This window comes from Christiangramia gaetbulicola (assembly GCF_003054225.1).
Classification (GTDB): domain Bacteria; phylum Bacteroidota; class Bacteroidia; order Flavobacteriales; family Flavobacteriaceae; genus Christiangramia; species Christiangramia gaetbulicola.
On sequence record NZ_QBKQ01000003.1, the window covers coordinates 813,805 to 834,593 of the forward strand.

At 38.9% G+C, this 20,789-nt stretch carries 13 protein-coding genes; 7 read left to right on the top strand and 6 right to left on the bottom strand.

What is annotated here, in order from left to right; genetic code table 11:
- Positions 1–3,339: a PAS domain S-box protein gene (locus C8P64_RS15175; protein ID WP_108172920.1), complete on the top strand. Its 3,339-nt coding sequence runs from the start codon at positions 1–3 to the stop codon at positions 3,337–3,339.
- 33 nt (positions 3,340–3,372) lie between these two features.
- A complete protein-coding gene (locus tag C8P64_RS15180; protein WP_108172921.1) occupies positions 3,373–3,777 on the top strand; it encodes a response regulator in 405 nt (134 codons plus the stop codon).
- Here C8P64_RS15180 and C8P64_RS15185 read toward each other — a convergent pair.
- Positions 3,746–4,858 carry an endonuclease/exonuclease/phosphatase family protein gene (locus C8P64_RS15185; protein ID WP_108172922.1) on the bottom strand — a complete coding sequence of 371 codons (1,113 nt, stop codon included), beginning with the start codon at positions 4,856–4,858 and terminating at the stop codon, positions 3,746–3,748. The genes C8P64_RS15180 and C8P64_RS15185 overlap by 32 nt on opposite strands.
- 14 nt (positions 4,859–4,872) lie before the next feature.
- Positions 4,873–5,694, bottom strand: a complete 822-nt coding sequence (locus C8P64_RS15190) for a phosphatase PAP2 family protein (RefSeq protein WP_108172923.1) — start codon at positions 5,692–5,694, stop codon at positions 4,873–4,875.
- Between the two features lie 166 nt (positions 5,695–5,860).
- Here C8P64_RS15190 and C8P64_RS15195 point away from each other — a divergent pair, with 166 nt between their 5' ends.
- The 5 genes from C8P64_RS15195 (at position 5,861) to thrC (ending at position 13,463) form a co-directional block, all read left to right on the top strand.
- Positions 5,861–6,991: a vWA domain-containing protein gene (locus C8P64_RS15195; RefSeq protein WP_108172924.1), complete on the top strand. Its 1,131-nt coding sequence runs from the start codon at positions 5,861–5,863 to the stop codon at positions 6,989–6,991.
- Between the two features lie 10 nt (positions 6,992–7,001).
- A complete protein-coding gene (locus C8P64_RS15200; RefSeq protein ID WP_108172925.1) occupies positions 7,002–8,465 on the top strand; it encodes a magnesium chelatase in 1,464 nt (487 codons plus the stop codon).
- A gap of 335 nt (positions 8,466–8,800) precedes the next feature.
- The gene (thrA, locus tag C8P64_RS15205; RefSeq protein ID WP_108172926.1) at positions 8,801–11,248 is read left to right on the top strand and encodes a bifunctional aspartate kinase/homoserine dehydrogenase I; all 2,448 of its coding nucleotides are present in this window, start codon (positions 8,801–8,803) and stop codon (positions 11,246–11,248) included.
- A 2-nt stretch (positions 11,249–11,250) separates the two neighbouring features.
- Positions 11,251–12,171: a homoserine kinase gene (locus tag C8P64_RS15210; RefSeq protein WP_108172927.1), complete on the top strand. Its 921-nt coding sequence runs from the start codon at positions 11,251–11,253 to the stop codon at positions 12,169–12,171.
- Positions 12,168–13,463, top strand: a complete 1,296-nt coding sequence (gene thrC, locus C8P64_RS15215) for a threonine synthase (protein WP_108172928.1) — start codon at positions 12,168–12,170, stop codon at positions 13,461–13,463. The genes C8P64_RS15210 and thrC overlap by 4 nt, the downstream gene beginning before the upstream one ends.
- 5 nt (positions 13,464–13,468) lie before the next feature.
- Here the strand turns inward: thrC and C8P64_RS15220 are convergent, their stop codons facing one another.
- The 4 genes from C8P64_RS15220 to C8P64_RS15235 form a co-directional block, all read right to left on the bottom strand.
- A complete protein-coding gene (locus C8P64_RS15220; RefSeq protein ID WP_108172929.1) occupies positions 13,469–14,953 on the bottom strand; it encodes a S10 family peptidase in 1,485 nt (494 codons plus the stop codon).
- Between the two features lie 29 nt (positions 14,954–14,982).
- Complete coding sequence (locus C8P64_RS15225) at positions 14,983–16,653, bottom strand: ABC1 kinase family protein (protein ID WP_108172930.1); 1,671 nt, start codon at positions 16,651–16,653, stop codon at positions 14,983–14,985.
- Between the two features lie 48 nt (positions 16,654–16,701).
- Entirely contained in the window at positions 16,702–18,705 is a 2,004-nt protein-coding gene (locus C8P64_RS15230) for a monovalent cation:proton antiporter family protein (RefSeq protein WP_108172931.1), read from the bottom strand.
- Between the two features lie 118 nt (positions 18,706–18,823).
- Positions 18,824–20,695 carry a M61 family metallopeptidase gene (locus C8P64_RS15235; RefSeq protein WP_108172932.1) on the bottom strand — a complete coding sequence of 624 codons (1,872 nt, stop codon included), beginning with the start codon at positions 20,693–20,695 and terminating at the stop codon, positions 18,824–18,826.
- Positions 20,696–20,789: the final 94 nt, after the last annotated feature.

Below are 20,789 nucleotides of genomic sequence, written 5' to 3' on the forward strand. Positions count from 1 at the left end.
TTGAATCAGGATTCTTCCCCAAATCTGCAGGAAGCCGTTATAACTTATAGTTATACATCGGGTGTACTATCTTATAGTAAACAGCCCGATCATTTGCTGTCTGATTACCTTACAGATGAATTTCAAATAGGGAAAAAGCTTTCAGCGCTTTTTGAGCCGGATTTATCTTCAAAAATTGAAAGATGCCTCTCCTTATGTAAAAAAGGAAAATTTCAATCATTATCTCATACTAATAAGCTTAGCAATCTTCAGCTTTATTTTTTTCCAATTCTTGAGACTAATGGTTGCATTGATAAAGTTTCCATAGTTATTGAAAAAGAGGATTTAAATGCTAAACCTGATCTTTTAAGTACCAGCGTGCATTTTCAGAATAAGGAAGGTTATAATGAGCAGGTTTATTCAAACCTGTTTTATAATAATCCGGACGCCGTTTTCTCATTTGATCTTGACGGTAATTTTGTTAACGCAAACAAAAGTTCTGCTGAACTGGCTGAAACCTCTATTTCCGAACTTTTAAACATGCATTTCCTTCCCTTCATTCCGGAAGAAGATCATTCAATAGTTCTAGATCATTTTGAAAAAGCAAAACAAGGGTTTAATCAGAATTACCAGACTACCTTCCAAAGTTTAAAGGGTACATTCAAGTATCTCGAAATTAATCTTTTTCCAATACATCATAAGTATCAAATAATAGGAGTGTACGGGATTGCAAAAGATATAACTACTCAAAAGCTTGAAGAGAAAAAGGTTCTGGAAGAGCGGCAGATGCTACGGGCAATTATCGATAATATTCCAGATTATATATTTGTCAAAGACCGGGAGCACAAAAGTATTCTGGCTAACCGTAAGTTCTATGAACAGATCCTAGGTAAAACATCTGATGAAAGTAGTTTAGGGTATACTCCTAGGGACTATTTTGATCGAGAAAAAGGAGAGCATATTATTGCAGATAATGAATGGGTAATGAATACCGGTCAATCTGTGATCAATCGTCCTGATACTGTTCATAATATCCAGGGAAAGCAAGAAAAGGTGCTTTTAACCAAAGTTCCTTTAAAAAATCAGAAGGAGGAAATAATAGGGCTTGTAGGGGTTGCTCGTGATATAACCGAAACCTATCTTCATAATAAAAAGCAGGAACTAGTCTTTAAAGTGATCAAAGCATTTGGTGATAAACCTACGCTGCATGAAGCAATGGTAAAGGTTCTTGAAATTTTTTGTACAGAATTGGGCTATGATTATGCAGAAGCCTTCCAGGTTAGCGTGAACAATGAAAAGATCGTAAGAACCGCCTTCTGGCCTTTAGAAAAAGATCTTTCTGAAAGCGTTACCACGTATGAAAAAGGGGAACGGTTACCGGGAAAAGTATGGCAGTCTGGTAAAGTGAAAATCTTAAGACAGAATGACGAGAACCAGCTTCTAAAAGACATGCTCTTAAGTGAAGGAAAAGTTCTGAAATCTGCTGTCGGCTTTCCAATTATATTTCAGGATAGATTGATTTCTATCTTCTGTCTTGGTTCTATCGAGGATTCAAAAAAAATTGAAATAGAATTACTTGAAGATATCACTCTGCAAATTGCTTCGGCTATTGAAAGAAAGCGTAGCCAGGAACAGCTTAATGACTTTTTTAGTTATTCCCCTAATCTAATTGCTGTTATTGGGATGGATGGTTTTGTGAAAAAGATCAATCCATCTTTTGAGGAGAAATTTGGATATTCTGAATGTGAAATTCTTACAAAACCTTTTACGGAATTTATTCATCCAGATGACCTCGCCAAGACCTTTGAAGCTATAGAAAAAGTATATATAGAAGGAACAGATTTCGAAATTAGATGTAAGAGAAAAGATGGAGAATATCTATGGATCTCATGGAGGTTTTCTCGCTTCTTCGAAAAGGAGAATATTGTGTTCATTTATGGAACAGATATTACTCCATTAAAAAGGGCACATGAAGAACTATCAGAAAATATAACTGAACTCACGTTAGTCCAGGAAAAGCTGGAAGAGTCTGAAATGAAATATCGCAGTCTCTTTGACGCAAGCCCTCTGCCAATGTGGGTTTTAGATAGAGTGAACTTAAGATTCCTGAAAGTGAATAAAGCTGCCATAGAGCTATATGGCTACACCGAAGAAGAATTTTCTGAAATGACGGTAAAGGATCTTTGGGTTCCAGGTCAGGATGAAATTATAAACCCGATAATTTCTGAAAACCAGAATGAATTTTTTCAGGTCAAACTAAGCCATTTTAAAAAGAATGGAGACCTTATTCATGTAAATATCAATAGCAACCCGGTTATTTTTGACGGGATTGAAGCAAGAGTATCATTAATCAAGAATGTTACAGACCGTATAAAAGCTGAAGAGAAGCTATTTCAAAGTGAACAGCGATTTAAAGCTCTCGTTCAGGAAGGTTCAGACCTTATATCTATCGTAGATGAGAATTTGAATTATTTTTATAATAGTCCTGCATCTAATTCTGTCTTTGGTCTTGGGCCCTCACAACTTCATAATAAGAATTTTAGAGACTATATTCACGAAGAGGATCTTATAATTCTGGAGGATCATCTGTCTAAATTAGAATCTCAGAAAAGAGTACAATTACCTTCATATAGGGTAAAAGGCGCTGAGAACAATTGGCGCTGGATGGAAACAATCATGACAGATTTAAAGGATGAACCTGCAATTGGTGGGATAGTTATGAACTCCAGGGATATTACAGAATTTGTAGAGCAGGAGAAAGAGCTGCTGGAAAGTTTGACTCGCTATAATATTGTTTCAAAAGCCACCAGTGATATCATTACCGATTACGATATTCAAAAAGATGAAATAAGCGTAAGCGAAGCAACTTTTAAAATTTTTGGATATGAAAAAGGGAATGGAAAATATTCAAGTAAATGGTGGAATAGCAAAATTCATCCTGAAGACCATGATTACGTAAGAGCAGGAGCGAAGGAAATGAAAGAAAATGGAGTTAAGAATCTCACTATAGAATATAGATTCCAGTGTGCCGATGGATCTTATAAATATATTCTGGATAGAAGCTATTTAATGGTTGATGAAAAGGGGAATCCAATTAGAATTATAGGTTCCATGCAGGATATCACTGAAAGAAAACAACATTTAATTGCTATAGAGAATCATAATAAACGTTTAAAAGAAATCGCCTGGACGCAATCCCATACGGTAAGAGCACCTTTAGCCAAGCTTATGGGACTGGTAGATTTACTTCTTAATTATAAAAATGATTTAGAAAACATTGACGAAATACTTGAAATTATTTTAACTTCAGCAAATGAGCTTGATAGTATTATCAGGAAGATTGCAACTCAAACTGAATAGGAATTTTATTGAACCCCAAAATCAACCTATAAGATGTTACGAACTATAATAGTGGATGATGACGAAATAGTTACATTTTTACAAAAGAAAATTGTCTCTAAGTGTGAGCTGGACCCTGACCCTATTTCTTTTAAAGATGCTGGCGAAGCCCTACGTTTTTTGAGCCAGGATTCAGACACGGAGGTTAGTTACTTAATTATGCTGGATATAAACATGCCTAATATGAGTGGCTGGCAGTTCCTGGAAGAAATAAAGAACGTTCCAGATAACGACCGGTTTCATGTAGTAATGGTAACTTCTTCTATAGATAGAAAAGATAAGAGAGACGCTGCCAACGATCCTCACGTGATAGATTTCATAGAAAAACCTGTTTCCGCCAAGCACTGCGCAAAATTAAAAGGTATCTCTAAGCTCGAAAAATACTTTGCAGAGAGTTAAAATCCATTTTCTTCATTAATGGATCGGCATTCTGAATCTTTTCTTCTGCCCAGTTTTCTTCTTCCTGAGCCGGAGCATCTGTATCCTCATTGATGGCCTCTGCTGTAGGTTCATAATTCAGTTTTATATACATAGGGAAATGATCAGAGCCTATATTTCGCTCCCTGGCGATATCAATAAGAGTAAAGTCTTTGGTGTGAAAAACATGATCTAACGGCCATCTAAGCAGAAAATAATTGGAATGAAAAGTATTGAAAAAGCCTCTTCCTTTCCTTGGATCCATTAACCCGCTGAGTTTTTGAAACAACCTCGTAGTTCTGGACCAGGCAACATCATTAAGATCACCAATGACCAGAATGGAATCTTTTTCGGCATCGATATCCCTTCCTACCATTAATAGTTCTGCATCCCTGTTGGTTGAAGTCTCACTTTCTGTAGGACTTGGAGGCATTGGATGAAGACAATGCAACCTTACCTTTTTACCATTTCTTAAGATCACATTTCCGTGGATGGATGGTATATCTTCCTGTACCAGGTTTCTAACCTTAATATCATCCAGTTCCAGTTTCGAATAAAGGTGCATTCCGTATAAATTGTCTTTAGGAATTTTAATGTTGTATTTATAGTCTTTTTCTATTTCTGAAAGTTCTTCTTCCCACCTTTTATCAGTTTCCAAAGTAAGAACCAGGTCTGGCTCCCTCTCTTTAATAAGAGAAATGAGTTTATCACTTCTTTTATTAGGGGTTAGAACATTGCTTACAAGGATTGAAATGGTTGCATTTGGATCGCTTCCCTTGAACTTCATGACTTGCTTTCTAGCCAGGTAGGTATAAGGGAATATTTTCTTGAATTGATAAAAAAGGCTGAAAAGTAAAGCTCCTACCGCAACAAAATGCCAGAGCTCAGAAAATTCGTAAACTACCAGGGAAGCAACAAGCACACAAATAATGAGGAAACTGATTTGTATACGGGGAAAGTCAAAACCTCTTACCCACCAGATATCAAACCTGGTAAGTGAAGCTATTGTCGGGATACACATTATTACTGTGAAAAAGAGGACAAGAATTTCTCCGATGCTCATAAGTAAATGAATCTTTAAAATGTATAGTTTAAGGCAATACCCTTAGTGTCAATTCCGGTTCCCAATACATTCGTCTGTGAAGTAGGATATATATCCAGTTTTTCATTCCCGATCTTGTGAATTTCAGGAACTAAGATACCACAAGCGGCTCCAATTCCAAAACCAATTAAATTATCTGTTAAGAAATGTTTACCTGCTTTGGTTCGCAAGTAACCTACATAAGCAGGTACAGCAACCGCTCCTGCCCAAACATATGGAACAGCCGGGGAATCTGGATTGAAATCCTGAAACACCTTTGCACTGAAAAAAGTAGCTGCAGCCGTTGCCGCAGTATGACCTGCAAAAAAGGATCTTTGGGCATCAGAATCTTTTCTTTCTTCGGCCGAAAGATCTTCATTATAAACTAGCGGTCTGCTTTTTTGAACAGTCCCTGCAGTAATGGTGAAAATAGCTCCTGTTGACGCCATGGTCTCAACGAACATCACTGAAATTTGACCGAAATTTTTTCGTTCATCCTCGCCAAGTAGAAATAACAATGGGCTGGCGAAAGAAGCGTAAAAAGGCACATAACTTAATTCATCTGCTTCTACGGAATAATTTCCAGCTGCCCCGCGGTTTATTTTCCAAATATCACCTCTATCCAGTTCTTCCAGATCAAGATCTGTTAGGTCATCTTTATTCTGGATGGTTATTACTCCAAGCACATTTAATGCCGTTGATCCTGCGATCCATGAACCATCTTTCCAGAATTCAGTTTTATAGGGAGATGAACTTTCCTGTGAAAAAAGTGAATTACACATAAAGATCATTAATAGAAGGGGGGCGATTTTTCTCATATAATTTTTTTCAAATCTCTTATTTCCTTATAAAAAACGGGAACCAATTAAGAAAAGAATAACAGTAAGAGGTGAGATGTACCCATTTTATCTATTAACAAAAGTTTAGTTAGTGTTTACAAAGCATGTTTTTAAATTCTCTTGAAAAAGCTTTAATTTTAGAAATATGGAAAGGAATGCAGATAAAGCGATAAGAGGGTTCATATTCAATAAGTATGATGAACCTGAAGTTTCTCCTTTTGACAAGTTATTCGACATTTTTAAGGAGATCATTACCCATACTTCGGGTGACCTGGATGAAGCCCTGGATTGGATGAAGCAGTTGGATGAGGAGTATCAATTGACGAATGAAGATTATACCCTGGATGATTTTATTGAAGATCTTAAGAAAAAAGGATATATAAGAGAGGAAATAGACCAGGATGGAAATGGCTCCATGGCCATTACCGCCAAGACCGAGCGTGCTATTAGGCAACAGGCCCTAGAGCAGATCTTCGGAAGATTGAAAAAAAGTTCTTCCGGAAATCATCGAACCAATCAAATTGGAAGGGGAGATGAACATACGGGAGATTTTAGAGCCTACCAGTTTGGTGATTCATTAAGCAGAATATCCATGACCGAAAGTCTTCGAAATGCCCAGATTAATCATGGTATTGGAGAATTCACGATGTCTGAAGATGATCTGGTCGTAGAGGAAACACACCATAAATCCCAAATGAGTACGGTCTTAATGATAGATATCAGCCATAGTATGATCCTATATGGAGAAGACAGGATCACCCCGGCTAAAAAAGTAGCCATGGCATTATCAGAATTAATTACCACCAGATATCCAAAGGATACCTTGGACATTCTCGTATTTGGTAATGATGCCTGGCCGATCTCGATTGCCGAATTACCATATTTAAAAGTTGGACCTTATCATACCAATACCGTCGCCGGACTTGAGTTAGCCATGGACCTTTTACGCCGTAAAAGAAATACCAATAAGCAGATTTTCATGATTACCGATGGTAAACCAAGTTGTGTTAGAGAACGTGATGGTAGCTATTATAAAAACAGTTTGGGGCTGGATCCTTACATTGTCGATAAATGCTATAACATGGCGAGGCAGGCCAGGAAATTGAGGATCCCGATAACAACTTTTATGATCGCCCAGGATCCTTATCTAACCAGGTTTGTGCAGGAATTCACCATGGCAAACCAGGGGAAGGCATTTTATACCGGTTTGAAAGGTTTAGGTGAGATGATATTTGAAGATTATGAAATTAACCGAAAAAAAAGAATAAGAGGCTAAGAATAAGAATATGAACAAGGACAATATAAAGAAGTTAGGAGACCTCAAAAAAGCAGGTTACGAGAGTAAAAGCATTAAAGAGGAACTTAGAGATAATCTTAAGGATAAGATCAGAAAAGGCGAAAATGCCTTTGAAGGAATTCATGGTTATGACTATACCGTGATCCCAGAGCTGGAAAGAGCTATTCTTTCCCGGCATAATATTAATTTACTTGGATTACGAGGACAGGCAAAAACGAGACTCGCCAGGTTAATGGTGAACCTTTTAGATGAATGGATCCCAACAATTGAAGGCTCTGAGATCAATGATGATCCTTTAAAACCTATAAGCCGGTTTGCTAAGGATCTAATTATCGCCAAGGGAGACGAAACTCCTATTGAATGGATTCACCGCGAAGACAGGTTCTTTGAGAAGCTGGCGACACCAGATGTTACCGTGGCCGATCTTATTGGAGATGTAGATCCTATAAAAGCAGCTAATTTAAGGTTGAGTTATGCAGATGATCGTGTGATACATTTTGGAATGATCCCGCGTGCTAATCGTAGTATTTTTGTGATTAACGAGTTGCCAGATCTACAGGCGAGAATACAGGTGGCGCTTTTTAATATTTTACAGGAAGGGGATATTCAGATTAGAGGTTTTAAACTCAGGTTGCCCTTAGATATGCAATTCGTCTTTACGGCTAATCCTGAAGATTATACCAATAGAGGTAGTATAGTTACTCCTTTAAAAGACCGTATAGGTTCTCAAATATTAACCCATTATCCTGAAAATATTGAGATCGCAAAAACCATTACTTCCCAGGAAGCGCAATTAGACAAGCGACAACGAGAACTGGTTCATGTTCCTGAAATGGCCAAAGATCTACTGGAGCAGGTAAGTTTTGAAGCGAGGGATAGTGAATTCATAGATCATAAGAGTGGTGTTAGTGCCAGAATGAGTATCACGGCTTTTGAAAACTTACTGAGTACTGCCGAAAGGAGAGCCATCAAAAATGGAGAAGAAAACACATTATTAAGGTTTGGTGATTTTCTAGGGGTTATTCCATCCATTACTGGAAAAGTGGAACTGGTTTATGAAGGAGAACAGGAGGGAGCTGCTTTTGTTGCACAGCAATTAATAGGTGATGCTGTAAAAACATTGTTTCCAGATTATTTCCCAAAAATCGAAAAGTTGCAAAAACCAGACGCAACTACGCCCTATGATGACCTGGTAGAATGGTTCTTCGAAAGTTCAGGTTTCGAATTGCCAGATGATCTGCCAGATTCAGATTACAAGGAAAAACTGGATTCTATTGAACCATTGAATAAGCTAATCGAGAAATACCAACCCGAGCTTAAGGCAGAGGACAAATATTTCATGAAGGAGTTCCTTTTATGGGCGCTTGTAGAGTTTAAAAAACTAAGCAAGCAGAGGTTTTCTAAAGGACTGCAATTCAAGGATCTTTATGGAAGCTACATCAGTGGTTTATAATAATCTTGTTTCGAAATAATTAAAATAAAACCCGATATTTTAAAGTATCGGGTTTTTTAATGCTTTTAAATTATCAAATCGATAATTTTTTTAGACTTTCTAAGAAAAAATTTTGCCGGTAATTTTATTTAAATACCTTTAAAAAAGTTATTAGGATAAATCGTGAAAATACTTCAGCAAAATATCAATAGTACCACCGGAAATATTTCTTTCCGTATGTCTACTATGATTATCACGATCACAGGTATTACCCCTTTTGGGGTCCTTGCTATATAACTTCCGTCCGTACACCTGTATACTTAATATTCATATTAACCTTATAAACAATTTCAGTTATGTATATCCTGAAATTTGGAGGCTCATCTTTAGCCACTTCAGAGCGAATCAAACTAGTAGCTCAAACTATTCAAGAACATTTAAAAAAAGATGCTGTTATTTCAGTGTTTTCGGCATTTGGAGGGGTGACCAATGATCTTCTTCTAATGGCCGAACTCGCATCAAAAGAAGATCTTACTTATAAAGAGATCCTTGAGAGGAATGAAAAAAGACACCTGGAAGTGGTTCGCGAACTTATTCCTGTAACCGCGCAAAGCAGTATTCTCAGTCAGGTTAAAAATCAGTTTAACCGCCTGGAAACATTATATGAAGGAGTGTATCTTCTAAATGAACTTTCAGATAAGACCAAACATGTGATTTCCGGTTTTGGTGAGATCCTTAGCTCTTTGATCATTGCAGAATATTTTAAAAGTCTGAACCTGGATAGCCTGTTCACAGATACCAGGGAACTCATCGTATGTAAGAATACGAATGAAAAAGTGCTTGTAAATTATGAGGTGACCAACCGTAATCTGAAAGATTTTTTCGAAAAGAATAAAGCCGACTTTTATATAGTTCCCGGTTTTGTCGCGAAAAACGACCAGGGAGTTCCCAGTACCTTAGGTAGGGGAGGGTCAGATTTTACCGCAGCTATCATTGCCGGGGCTCTGGACCTGGAAAAAGTATTTATTTATACCGACGTGAACGGAATGTTTACGGCCAATCCAAATCTTGTTCCGCAGGCATATTCGCTTAAGAATATCTCTTATGAAGAAGCAATGGAACTTTCACATTTTGGTGCGAAAGTGCTTTATCCGCCAACTTTACAGCCATTACTGGATAAGAATATAAAGATCCATATTAAGAATACTTTTGAGCCTGATGAACCGGGAACCCTGATCTCAAAATCCAGCAAAAAGAACTTTCGTTGGGTAACCGGGATCACTCATATCGACTCCATTAAATTATTGAATATCGAAGGTAGCGGCATGGTTGGGATTCCAGGATTTTCCAAGCGTTTCTTCGAGATTCTTTTCCAGGAGCATATAAATGTTGTTCTAATTACTCAAGCATCTTCAGAACATAGTATTTGTATTGCGGTGAAAGCCGATGAAGCTGAGAAAGCTAAAGAAGCTCTGGATGAAGCATTCGAAGCGGAGATCGCTTTCAAGAAAATTAAGCCGGTAGAAATTGAGGATAATGTTTCCATTATCGCACTGGTTGGTGACCGGATGAAAAGTCACCATGGCTTAAGCGGTAAAATGTTTAGTGCCCTGGGGAACAACAACATCAATATAAGAGCTATAGCGCAGGGTTCTTCAGAACGGAATATATCTGCCGTGATTGCTAAAAAAGATGTCACCAAGGCGCTGAATACGCTTCATGAGCAGTTTTTCGAGGTTCCCTCCAAAGAACTGAACCTTTTCGTGACCGGAGTTGGGAATGTTGGAAGCAAACTGTTGGACCAGTTAAAAAAACAGGAGAGTTATTTGCTGGAAAAATTGCGATTAAAGGTGAGAGTACTTGCCGTTTCAAATTCCAGGAAAATGCTTTTCAATGAGGATGGAATTGATCTTGACCATTGGAAAGAGGATCTAGATAAAGCTGAAAAAGCCGATAAAAATGAATTTTTTAACCGGGTAAAACAATACAACCTTCGTAACAGCATTTTCGTTGATAACACAGCAAGCGCCGAAATTTCTGAATGGTATAAAGAATACCTCGCAAATTCTATTTCGGTGGTTACCTGTAATAAGATCGCCTGTGCAGATGCTTATGAGAATTATGAAAATCTACAAAACCTGGCCAGGGAATATGGAGCCTCTTTCCACTATGAAACAAATGTAGGAGCGGGATTACCAATTATTGATACTTTACAGAATTTGATGGCATCAGGGGACCGAATCAGGAAGATCCAGGCAGTTCTCTCTGGAAGCCTGAACTTTGTATTCAATAATTATGACGCTTCAGAGCCTTTTTATAAAGTGGTAGAAACAGCTATGAAAGAAGGTTATACCGAACCAGATCCAAAGATCGATCTTAGCGGAGTGGATGTTGCTAGGAAAATTCTGATACTTTCACGAGAAAGCGGACTTAAACTGGAATTGGAAGATATTGAAAGAGATAATTTTTTATCTGAAGAAAGCTTGAACTCAGAGTCAAATGAAAAATTCTTTGAATTACTAAAACGGGATGAACCGGAGTTCGAGAAACTATATAAAAATGCTGAGCAAAATAGTGCTGAATTAAAATATGTCGCGCAACTGGAAAATGGCAAGGCTAAAGTAGGCCTTCAGAAAGTGGATGCGCAGCACCCGTTTGCCAATTTAAGCGGAAGCGATAATATCGTTTTGTTCTTTACAGATCGTTATCCCGAACAGCCTTTGATCGTAAAAGGAGCCGGCGCAGGAGCTGAGGTTACTGCCTCTGGTATATTTGCTGATATCATAAGAATAGGAAAGAAATAATTATGGAAGAATTAAAAATTTTCGCTCCGGCCACGGTGGCCAATCTTTCCTGCGGTTTTGATGTTCTCGGGTGTTGTCTCGATTCAGTTGGTGATGAAATGCTGATTCGAAAAAATGATCTCAATGAAGTTAGGATCACTAAAATTACCGGGCAGGACCTTCCTCTTAATGCAGATGAAAATGTTGCCGGCGTGGCAGTAAAAGCTTTATTGAAAGAATTAGATTCCAATGAAGGTTTTGATATCGAGATCAATAAAAAGATAAAACCGGGTAGTGGAATTGGCAGCAGCGCGGCCAGCTCTGCCGGAGCTGTTTTTGCTGTTAATAAATTACTTGGAGAACCATTTCAAAAAAAGGATCTTATTTCATTTGCGATGCAGGGAGAACTACTTGCCAGCGGAAATGCTCATGCAGATAATGTAGCCCCGGCACTATTAGGTGGTTTTAACCTGGTAAGAAGTTATTGCCCCCTGGAAGTGCTAAGTTTGCCGGTGCCTTCAGATCTCAGGGTGGTGGTTCTACATCCTTTGATCGAGATCAAGACCAAAGATTCCAGATCTATAATCAAACAAAATGTAAGTCTCAAAAGTGCCATTAACCAGTGGGGAAATCTAGGAGCATTTGTAAGCGCACTTTATACTGAAGATTATGAACTTCTCGGGAGAAGTCTGCAGGATGAGATCGTAGAACCGGTGAGGTCTATTCTTATTCCTTACTTCAGGGAACTGGATGAATTGGTGACAGAAAATGGCGCCCTGGGCTTTGGTATCTCCGGTTCGGGACCTTCAGTATATGCCTTGTGTAGAGGAGATGAAAATGCCGAAAAAGTAAAAAAATCGATCCAGGCATTTTATTCAAAAAAAGATATAGATTTTGAATTGCATCTTTCAGCTATTAATGAAAAAGGAGTAAAAATCTTATGAAATATTTCAGTTTAAATAATAGGGAACATACCAGCAATTTCGAGGACGCGGTAGTAAGAGGTCTTGCTCCGGATAAAGGTCTTTATTTTCCGGAGGAAATTGTAAAACTTCCTGCTTCCTTCTTTCAGGAATTGAATAAGCTAGATAAAACCGAGATTGCATTTAATGCGATTCAAAAATATGTTGGAGCCGAAATTCCAGATTCAGAATTGATGGATATTATTGACGAAACCCTTGATTTTGAATTTCCAGTAGTGGATGTTGAAGAAAATATCGGCAGCCTGGAACTTTTTCATGGACCAACGCTAGCATTTAAGGATGTAGGAGCGAGGTTTATGGCGGGAAGTTTAGGCTATTTTATCAAAAAAGGAAATCTTGGTAAAGTGACCGTACTGGTTGCAACTTCCGGAGATACTGGAGGTGCGGTTGCCAATGGGTTTTTAGGAGTTGACGGTATAGACGTGGTGATCCTTTATCCCAAAGGGAAGGTTAGCGATATTCAGGAAAAACAGCTTACCACTTTGGGACAGAATATAACTGCTTTGAAAGTGGATGGTGTTTTTGACGATTGTCAAAAAATGGTAAAACAGGCTTTTCTGGATAAGGATATCACAGAGCAACGCAGGCTGACTTCAGCGAACTCTATTAATCTCGCCAGGTGGTTACCGCAAATGTTCTATTATTTCCTAGCCTACAGGCAACTGGCAGATAAGAATAAGAAACTGGTATTTTCTGTGCCTAGTGGGAATTTTGGAAACATTTGCGCCGGGATGCTGGCCCGGGAAATGGGATTGCCTATAGATCATTTTGTTGCAGCTAATAATGCTAATGATACGGTCACAAATTACCTGGATACCGCGAACTATAAACCTAAACCAAGCGTGGCGACCATTTCTAATGCCATGGATGTTGGAGATCCCAGCAATTTTATCAGGGTGCTAAGGCTGTTCGATGATGAATATTCTTCGGTGAAAAAAGTGCTTTCAGCTTATAGTTTCGATGATGAAGCTACGAGGAAAGTTATGAAAAAAGTATATTCTGAAACTGGTTATATCATGGATCCACATGGTGCTGTGGGATACCTGGGACTTCAGAAATATTTAAAAGATAAGGATGGGTATTACGGCACCTTTTTAGAGACGGCGCATCCGGTTAAATTTCTGGATACTGTGGAAGCAGCAATAGGCGATAAGGTAGAAATCCCGGACGTAATTCAGGCTTTAATGGATGAGCAAAAAAAATCCCTTCAGATCAGCAATTATGAAGATCTAAAGGGATATTTATTAAGCTAAAAATATTAATATTTTGCTGGTTCCTCTCCGGGTAGACTATTCTGAATGAATTCTCTTAGGTCGTCATTGGCCTTTTTCAGGTCTTCATTTCTCAAATACATCATATGGCCGCTTCGGTAACCTTTAAAGCTTAAGCGGTCTTTCATTTTTCCACTTGGGTCCAGTTGCCACATAGAATATTTAGCATTAAAATAGGTGGTGGCACCATCAAAATAACCAGACTGGATCAATACGTCCAGATTTTTGTTTTGTGCCATGGCCTGTCTTAAATTCTCACCAGTATTATTCCCGCTTCTATCCCATGGATGAACCGGCCCAAACATATTATATTTCAAATCTGTTTTAAAATCCAGTTCTTCTCTTAAATAATAATTGATCGCAGGGGTAAAAGAATGCAACCATGAAGTTAGCTCCACGTTATAATCTGGATTATCCCCGGCCTCTTTAGCGTCGATGCCTCTATACCTGGAGTCAAGTCGCCCTACCGTAAACCCTCCTTCTTCACGAAGTAGGTCTTTCCAGAAATACCTGAAAGGCACTTCCAGATTATTCTGAAGGATCACTTTTTTATCGATACCAGAATAATAAGCCATTTTTTCTGCTACCTGTTGTTTTTCAGAATCTTCAATGAATCCTCCTTTTACCAATACCGGTAATAATTCATTGATGGCATAATCTTCCACTTCTGGAAGTAATTCATCAAGATCTTTTTGTTGCAACTCCTGTGGCAATGCCTTATGATACCAGGCAGCCGCAGCAAAATATGGTAACCTGTTTGCGATTTCCACCGGACCTTCGCGATCTAGACCTATTTCTGTTGGAGAAACTAAAATTACTCCGTTAAGATACATCCACTGGCTGTTCTGAAGTTCAAGTGCTAAACCTGAAACTCTTGTAGTTCCATAACTTTCACCGATCAGGTATTTTGGGGACAACCATCTGTTCTTACGGGTTACAAAGGTATTTAACCATTCTGCCAGATATTGAATATCTGCATTTACCCCAAAGAACTTTTCTCTATTAATTTTACCCTCTTCATTTGGGATCGCTCTGGAATACCCAGTATTTACAGGATTTACAAAAACAATATCGGCCACATCAAGAATAGAGTGCGGGTTGTCTTTAATTCCGTAAGGCTGTATCGGGAATCCTTCGTCATCGATCTTGAGTACACGTGGCCCGGTATAGGCAATATGCATCCAGACCGAAGCAGATCCAGGTCCGCCGTTAAATGAAATCACTAAAGGCCTGTTTTCGGTGTTTTTAACTCCGCTGCGTTTATAGTAAGTATAGAACAGACTGGCAATAGGTTCTCTGTCGTCGTTCCATAAAGGCATAAAACCAGTTTCAGCGGTATAATCGATAGATTTACCGTTGATGTTTGCTGAATGTTGTGTGGTTACCGTAGTATCTAAGGGAATCTCAATATTTTGAGCATGGTTTAGTAAAGGAATTAATCCTAGGATCAATAAAAGTGAAAATTTTCGCATTATTCTAATTTAATTCTGAAGGTTAAAAACTAATCTTTATTATTAAGGTTTTCATCTCTGAAAATGATGACATAACTAAGTACGATAGCTCCTGCCGCTGCAAGCAGAAAGAAGATCATAGCGAGCCCGGGATATCCAAATATCCTGAAATCTGAAGGAACCTGCATAAGCATGGAAGCACCAATGATCATGGCGGCGATGATCAAACCTAAAGTGATCCTGTTGGCTACTTTTTGAAATCCATCGGTCACCCTCTTTTCATCTATAGCATCGATCTTTATCTTAAAATCATTGTTGGCCAGGTTTTCGGAAATCAGGTTCATCCGCTCCGGCATCTTCTCCAGGAAATGTTTAGTTTCTATAAGGGTACTGAAAAAGTTTTCCGGCTTTAATTCGCTGATCATTTTCTTGCGCATGATCTCATGCACATTTCTCTGGATGGCTGCTCTAAGGTCGAAATCTGGATCCAGCATAGCCACGATCTGATCTAGATTCAATAATATCTTACCAAGAATATTGATCTCCACGGGTAATTTAATATGCGTGGTTAGTGCAAGCCTGTTTAGCTGGATAAGAATTCTACCTGTTTGCAAATCCTTCGCCCGGCTATTCTCGCTTTCCATGATCACATCGCTCACGGTCTTGGAAAATTGCTTCTTCTGGGAATCTTCACTCAGCTCACTCATTTTTAAAAGGCAATGAGCGGTCTTTTCACCATTACTCTGGCTTATCGCCAGTAATAGTTCTATTAAGTTTTCCTGAAGCTGAGGCGTGAACCGGGCCACCATGCCCAGGTCGATCAAGGCGATCTGATTATTTTCGGTGAATTTTATATTTCCGGGATGTGGATCTGCATGGGCAAATCCGTCATTGATGATCTGCTGTAAATAAGCTTCCACTAACTCTTCAACAAGTCCTGAAAAATCATTTTCCATTTTCCGAAGGGGAGAAAGGGAAGTAATCTTTTTTCCACTTACGAATTCCATGGTAAGCACCCTGGTAGAACTATAATCGTCTACTGGGGCTGGAATGATGAGGTTATCGTATTGTTCTAGATTTTTGCTTAAGGTTTTTAAATTCTGAGCTTCTTTTTTATAATCGAGTTCATTGATCAGGATGCGCCTTAGTTCGGCAAAGACTTCATCTATAGCGTATGTTTTGGCCGTTTCCAGATGTTTTACTGCCAGGGCGGTTAATTCATCAAGGGTTTCGAGGTCATCCATGAACTGTTTGGCGATACCGGGTCTCTGCACTTTTACAGCGACAGGTTTACCTGAGTGAAGTTCTGCCCTGTGCACCTGGCCAATAGAAGCGCTGGCCAATGGCTTTTCATCAAAAGAATTAAATGCCTTGGAGATCTTGGTACCCAGTTCTTTTTCGATGATCTCTTTGACTTCTTCAAATGGCACCGGCGAAACATTATCCTGCAGGTTGGAAAGTGCGTTCAGGTATTCATCTGGCAAAAGATCTGGCCTGGTAGAAAGCAACTGCCCTAATTTTATATAAGTAGGACCCATTTCTTTAAGATCCTCAACAAGTTCTTCGGGTGATTGATCGAATTTATGTTCTTTATCTTCTTCTGAAAGTTCTCCATTCATAGCAACCGAGCTGGTCTGGCGAAATAGATCGCTGTTCCAGTATTTCAGCATAAAACGTATGAACTTATAGTAATTACGGATCTTTTCTGGCGTATTGCTCATTAATCACGATAAATGGTTAGGTGCCTAAATTTAAAAAATAAAGCGAGATTAAAAGGAAAGCAATTTATTTAAATGGTTAATATTATTAGGATGCCCAAATAGGTATAGCAAGTCACCCTGTTTAATAACTGTATCTGGTGATATTTCGGTGAGGTACATGCGGTCCCGATGAATAGCTAGAAGCGTTACCCGGTAATTCTTGCCAATACCAGATTCTTCTATGGTTTTTCCAACGATCTGGTGATTATCACGTTGCACCTTTAGGGTAACGATCTCCTTATTGGGAATGTTCAAATGCTGTAGGGCAGGGGAGTGCGGACTCTTTTTCATGGATGTCAGCATCTCGTAATCTGAAGATCGAATCTGGTTAATAAATTCCTGGATCTCATCAAATGGAACCAGATATTTCTTCAATACCCTGGTAAAGATCTCTATGGAAGTTTCGAATTCTTCGGGCACCACTTCATCTGCACCAAGTCTTATGGCATCTTCAATTTCCTTGACGTATTTAGTTCTTACGATGATAGTCGCGGTTTGAGTGAACTGCCTGATACTGGTAAGCATTTTCCTGGTTGCCCCGGGATCTGATATCGCGATTACGATGACCCTTGCTTCCTGCACGTGAGCATGTTTTAGAATTGTAGCCTGCGTAGCATCTCCAAAAATGATGGGTTCATTATTTTTTTTAGCCTTTTCAAAGCTTTCTGGGCTCGTATCTATTAGAACGTAAGGAATCTCAGCCTTTCTTGCTGCTTTAGATATGTTCGATCCGTTAATTCCGTAGCCTATAACTATCAGGTGATCATGAAGACTTTCCTCTGAGAACTCTTCTTCGGCCTTGGTGCTTTTTTTTATGTTCTCCAATCTCTTCCTAACGCCCGATGGAATTGGTGCTTTAAGCAAGGCATAGGTGATCCTTGGAGCAGAAGTGATTAGGAAAGGGGTTACTCCCATGGTGATGATCGAGATCGCTAGAAAGTACTGATAAATATTTTCCGGAATAAGACCGTTTTCCTTACCTACACCCGAAAGTAGAAGTGAGAATTCCCCAACCTGGAATAAGCTGAATAAAGCCAGGAATACCGTCCTGGCCGGATATTTTAAAATAAGTACGGTTCCGGCCACAACCAGCATCTTCAGGAGTACTACACCAATTACCAAAAGAAAGATTATTACCAGGTTTTCTATGAAAAATTCAAGATTCAGAAGCGTTCCTACAGATATAAAGAAAAAGCTGATAAAGATCTCCCTGAACGGCAGTACGTTCGCGGTTGCCTGGTGGCTGTAATCTGATTCAGAAATAATAAGTCCGGCGAAAAATGCTCCTAATGCCAGTGAAAGACCCACAGTAGAAGTTAGCCAGGCCACTCCAAAGCAGAATACAACTACAGTTAATATGAACAACTCCTGATTCTTGGTCTTTACTACCCATCCAAATATCTTCGGCGCTACATAGCGCGCCAGGATATAAACAATTACCAGCACCAACAGAATCTTGATGGCCATAATTGCTATTGTAGAAAGAATATTGGGCGTTTCACCAGCCAGTAATGGCGTGAAAAGCATCATAGGTACCACGATAATATCCTGGAAAATCAGGATCCCTAAACCAATCCTTCCATGAGGGGTAGACATTTCGCCCCTTTCCTGGAGCAATTTGAGAACTATCGCCGTACTACTCAGGCTAAAAAGGAAGCCCAGAAAAATAGAAGTGTTAAGAGATAAACCCAGGATCGATGAGATTCCCACGGTAATAAGGATCGTGCCTCCAACCTGTAAACCTCCCCCCAGAAAAATGATCTTTTTTATAGAGGCCAGCCCTTTTAGAGAGAGCTCAATACCAATGACAAAAAGCAGGAAAATGATCCCAATTTCAGAAAGTAATTCAACCTCGTGCTGTGAACTTATTAAATTAAAGGCATGAGGTCCGGCAATGATCCCAGCGATTAGAAATCCTAGGATTGCAGGCAGTTTTAACTTATTGAAGGCAAGTATAATAACTATAGATAGTCCTAAAATAATTACTATATCCTGGAGGATTGGAATTTCCATAAAAGGCTGGTTGGTTTTGAATTTAAAGATAATAAGTTAAGAATGCTAAAGCACAAAATATAGCATAAAAAAAGCGGCAGGAAATTCCTGCCGCTTTTAAATCAAATTCAAATGGTGATTAGCCCTTAAGCCATGCGTTACGGAGTTCTATCTGTTCTCCATCTGCATTCTGCATTTCCACGTAAGTCTTATCCATGTCCTTAGGAGTTGAGATCTTACCCTCCAGTTTTATTTCTTCCCCGTCTCTTTTAACCGTCATCGTAATGTCGTTACCTTCACTCCAGTTCTGGCTGGCCATAATAAGGTCGTATACATTCTTAATGTTATATTCGGTTCCATTTACAGATTTCAAGGTATCTCCACCCTCAATTCCAAGATCTTTCAGGAATGTGTTCAATTCCATGTTATCTCTGAAAAGGATCTCCATGGTTTGTTGATTAGCGGTGATATATGGGGTTTGTCCGTTAATGAAATATCCAACCTCGGTCATCATCTCTTTTTCTTCAAGTCCTACTTTTTCAAAGAACTCATCGTAAGGAATCGGAGTTTTTCCACTTACATAAGTATCAAAGAATTCCTGGATCTCAGGATAAGTAAGCTCTACGATCACAGGGATTAATTCATCATCATTAAAAGGTTTGTCCTTACCATATCTTTCATTTAGTTTCTTCATTAGATCCAGGATACCCATTTTTCCTCCGCTCAATTCTCTAAGGCGAATGTCCAGGGTCATTCCTATTAAAGCACCTTTCAGATATACATTGTAATAGCTGTCTTTATATTCATCTTCCAGAATATTCTTGCTCATTACGGTAAATGGCACCGTGTCATCAAACCTTTGAGAGGTAGTGATCTTTTCTACCATTCTATTATAGAATTCCTGGTTATTGATAAGGCCTTGATTCACCTGGAAAAGGTTAGCGAAATATTCGGTCACCCCTTCATACATCCATAAATGCTGAGACATCTTTGGGTCGTTATAATCGAAATAATGCACCTCATTAGAATGTATTCCCAGCGGAGTGATTATGTGAAAGAATTCATGAGAAACAATATCGGTCATGCTTTTATCAAGGGCTTTTGGCTCCATAGATTCTGGCATTACTACCACGGTGGAAGTATGGTGTTCTAAAGCTCCAAAATTACCGGCGTTACCTTCGCCCGGAGAGTCTGATAAATAAACCAGGATGGCGTATTTATCGGTGCTGTTAATATCACCAAGGAATCTCTTTTGAGCACGGATCATTTTCTCCATACCAGGCTTTAAGCTCTGTGCCGAATGTTTTTTATTTGGCGAATAAACGCTCAATAGAACCTGCATATCCTGAACCATGAAACTTGTAGTATCTGGTGCCGAATACATGATAGGATTATCTATAACCTCGAAGTACCTGTCCAGTTTAAAAACGTCTGTTTTGGTATTATTTTCTCCAGAAGTCGTATTGTCTACAGTTAAGGAAGAGGCAGGAATAAGATCTGCCGGGCGTACAATTTCAAGACGAAATTCTTTTTCTTTCATTTTATCGAAATAGCCTACGAAACCGTGAAGGTTAAGCAGGAAATTCTCATCTTTCAGGATGTTTGTTCCCGCCATGGAATAAACTCCGCCTTCATTTTCCCAGTCGAAAGAATCGTTCACCTGATACATTACTTTATCCAGATTCCTGGCGTCGGTAATGCTGTAGCTGTTATCATCGAGTTTAGTAAAGGCTAATTCATTGCCCTTGTAGTCAAGTGCTTTAAAACCTTCAGAGAACTTCCCGTAATTGTCTTCAGAATAAGTTCCAGGAACAGTTTTAGGGATGTTGAAAGTTGTGCTGTCTACAGTGAACCTGTCTGGATCTACGGTTACCCAGACCTTATCATCCTGTACGTCTACAAGATTTATGCTGGCAACTATAGGTTGTTCTGTTTGGGTTTGAGGTACATTTTGAGTCTTGCAGGCAAAAAGCAGGGATGCTGCAGCGACTCCCATTATTATTTTTTTCATAAAAAAAGATCTTTGCAATATAAGACTCTATATTATTAAAAATGTTACAAAGGAAAAAGGCGCCCAATGGCGCCTTTTCTAATTTATATGTTTC

Coding starts and splice junctions, on each gene's coding strand:
- C8P64_RS15225 (WP_108172930.1), bottom strand. CDS start 16,653: ATGAGCAATACGCCAGAAAAGATCCGTAATTACTATAAGTTCATACGT.
- C8P64_RS15235 (WP_108172932.1), bottom strand. CDS start 20,695: ATGAAAAAAATAATAATGGGAGTCGCTGCAGCATCCCTGCTTTTTGCC.
- C8P64_RS15210 (WP_108172927.1), top strand. CDS start 11,251: ATGGAAGAATTAAAAATTTTCGCTCCGGCCACGGTGGCCAATCTTTCC.
- C8P64_RS15185 (WP_108172922.1), bottom strand. CDS start 4,858: ATGAGCATCGGAGAAATTCTTGTCCTCTTTTTCACAGTAATAATGTGT.
- C8P64_RS15200 (WP_108172925.1), top strand. CDS start 7,002: ATGAACAAGGACAATATAAAGAAGTTAGGAGACCTCAAAAAAGCAGGT.
- thrC (WP_108172928.1), top strand. CDS start 12,168: ATGAAATATTTCAGTTTAAATAATAGGGAACATACCAGCAATTTCGAG.
- thrA (WP_108172926.1), top strand. CDS start 8,801: ATGTATATCCTGAAATTTGGAGGCTCATCTTTAGCCACTTCAGAGCGA.
- C8P64_RS15180 (WP_108172921.1), top strand. CDS start 3,373: ATGTTACGAACTATAATAGTGGATGATGACGAAATAGTTACATTTTTA.
- C8P64_RS15195 (WP_108172924.1), top strand. CDS start 5,861: ATGGAAAGGAATGCAGATAAAGCGATAAGAGGGTTCATATTCAATAAG.
- C8P64_RS15190 (WP_108172923.1), bottom strand. CDS start 5,694: ATGAGAAAAATCGCCCCCCTTCTATTAATGATCTTTATGTGTAATTCA.
- C8P64_RS15220 (WP_108172929.1), bottom strand. CDS start 14,953: ATGCGAAAATTTTCACTTTTATTGATCCTAGGATTAATTCCTTTACTA.
- C8P64_RS15230 (WP_108172931.1), bottom strand. CDS start 18,705: ATGGAAATTCCAATCCTCCAGGATATAGTAATTATTTTAGGACTATCT.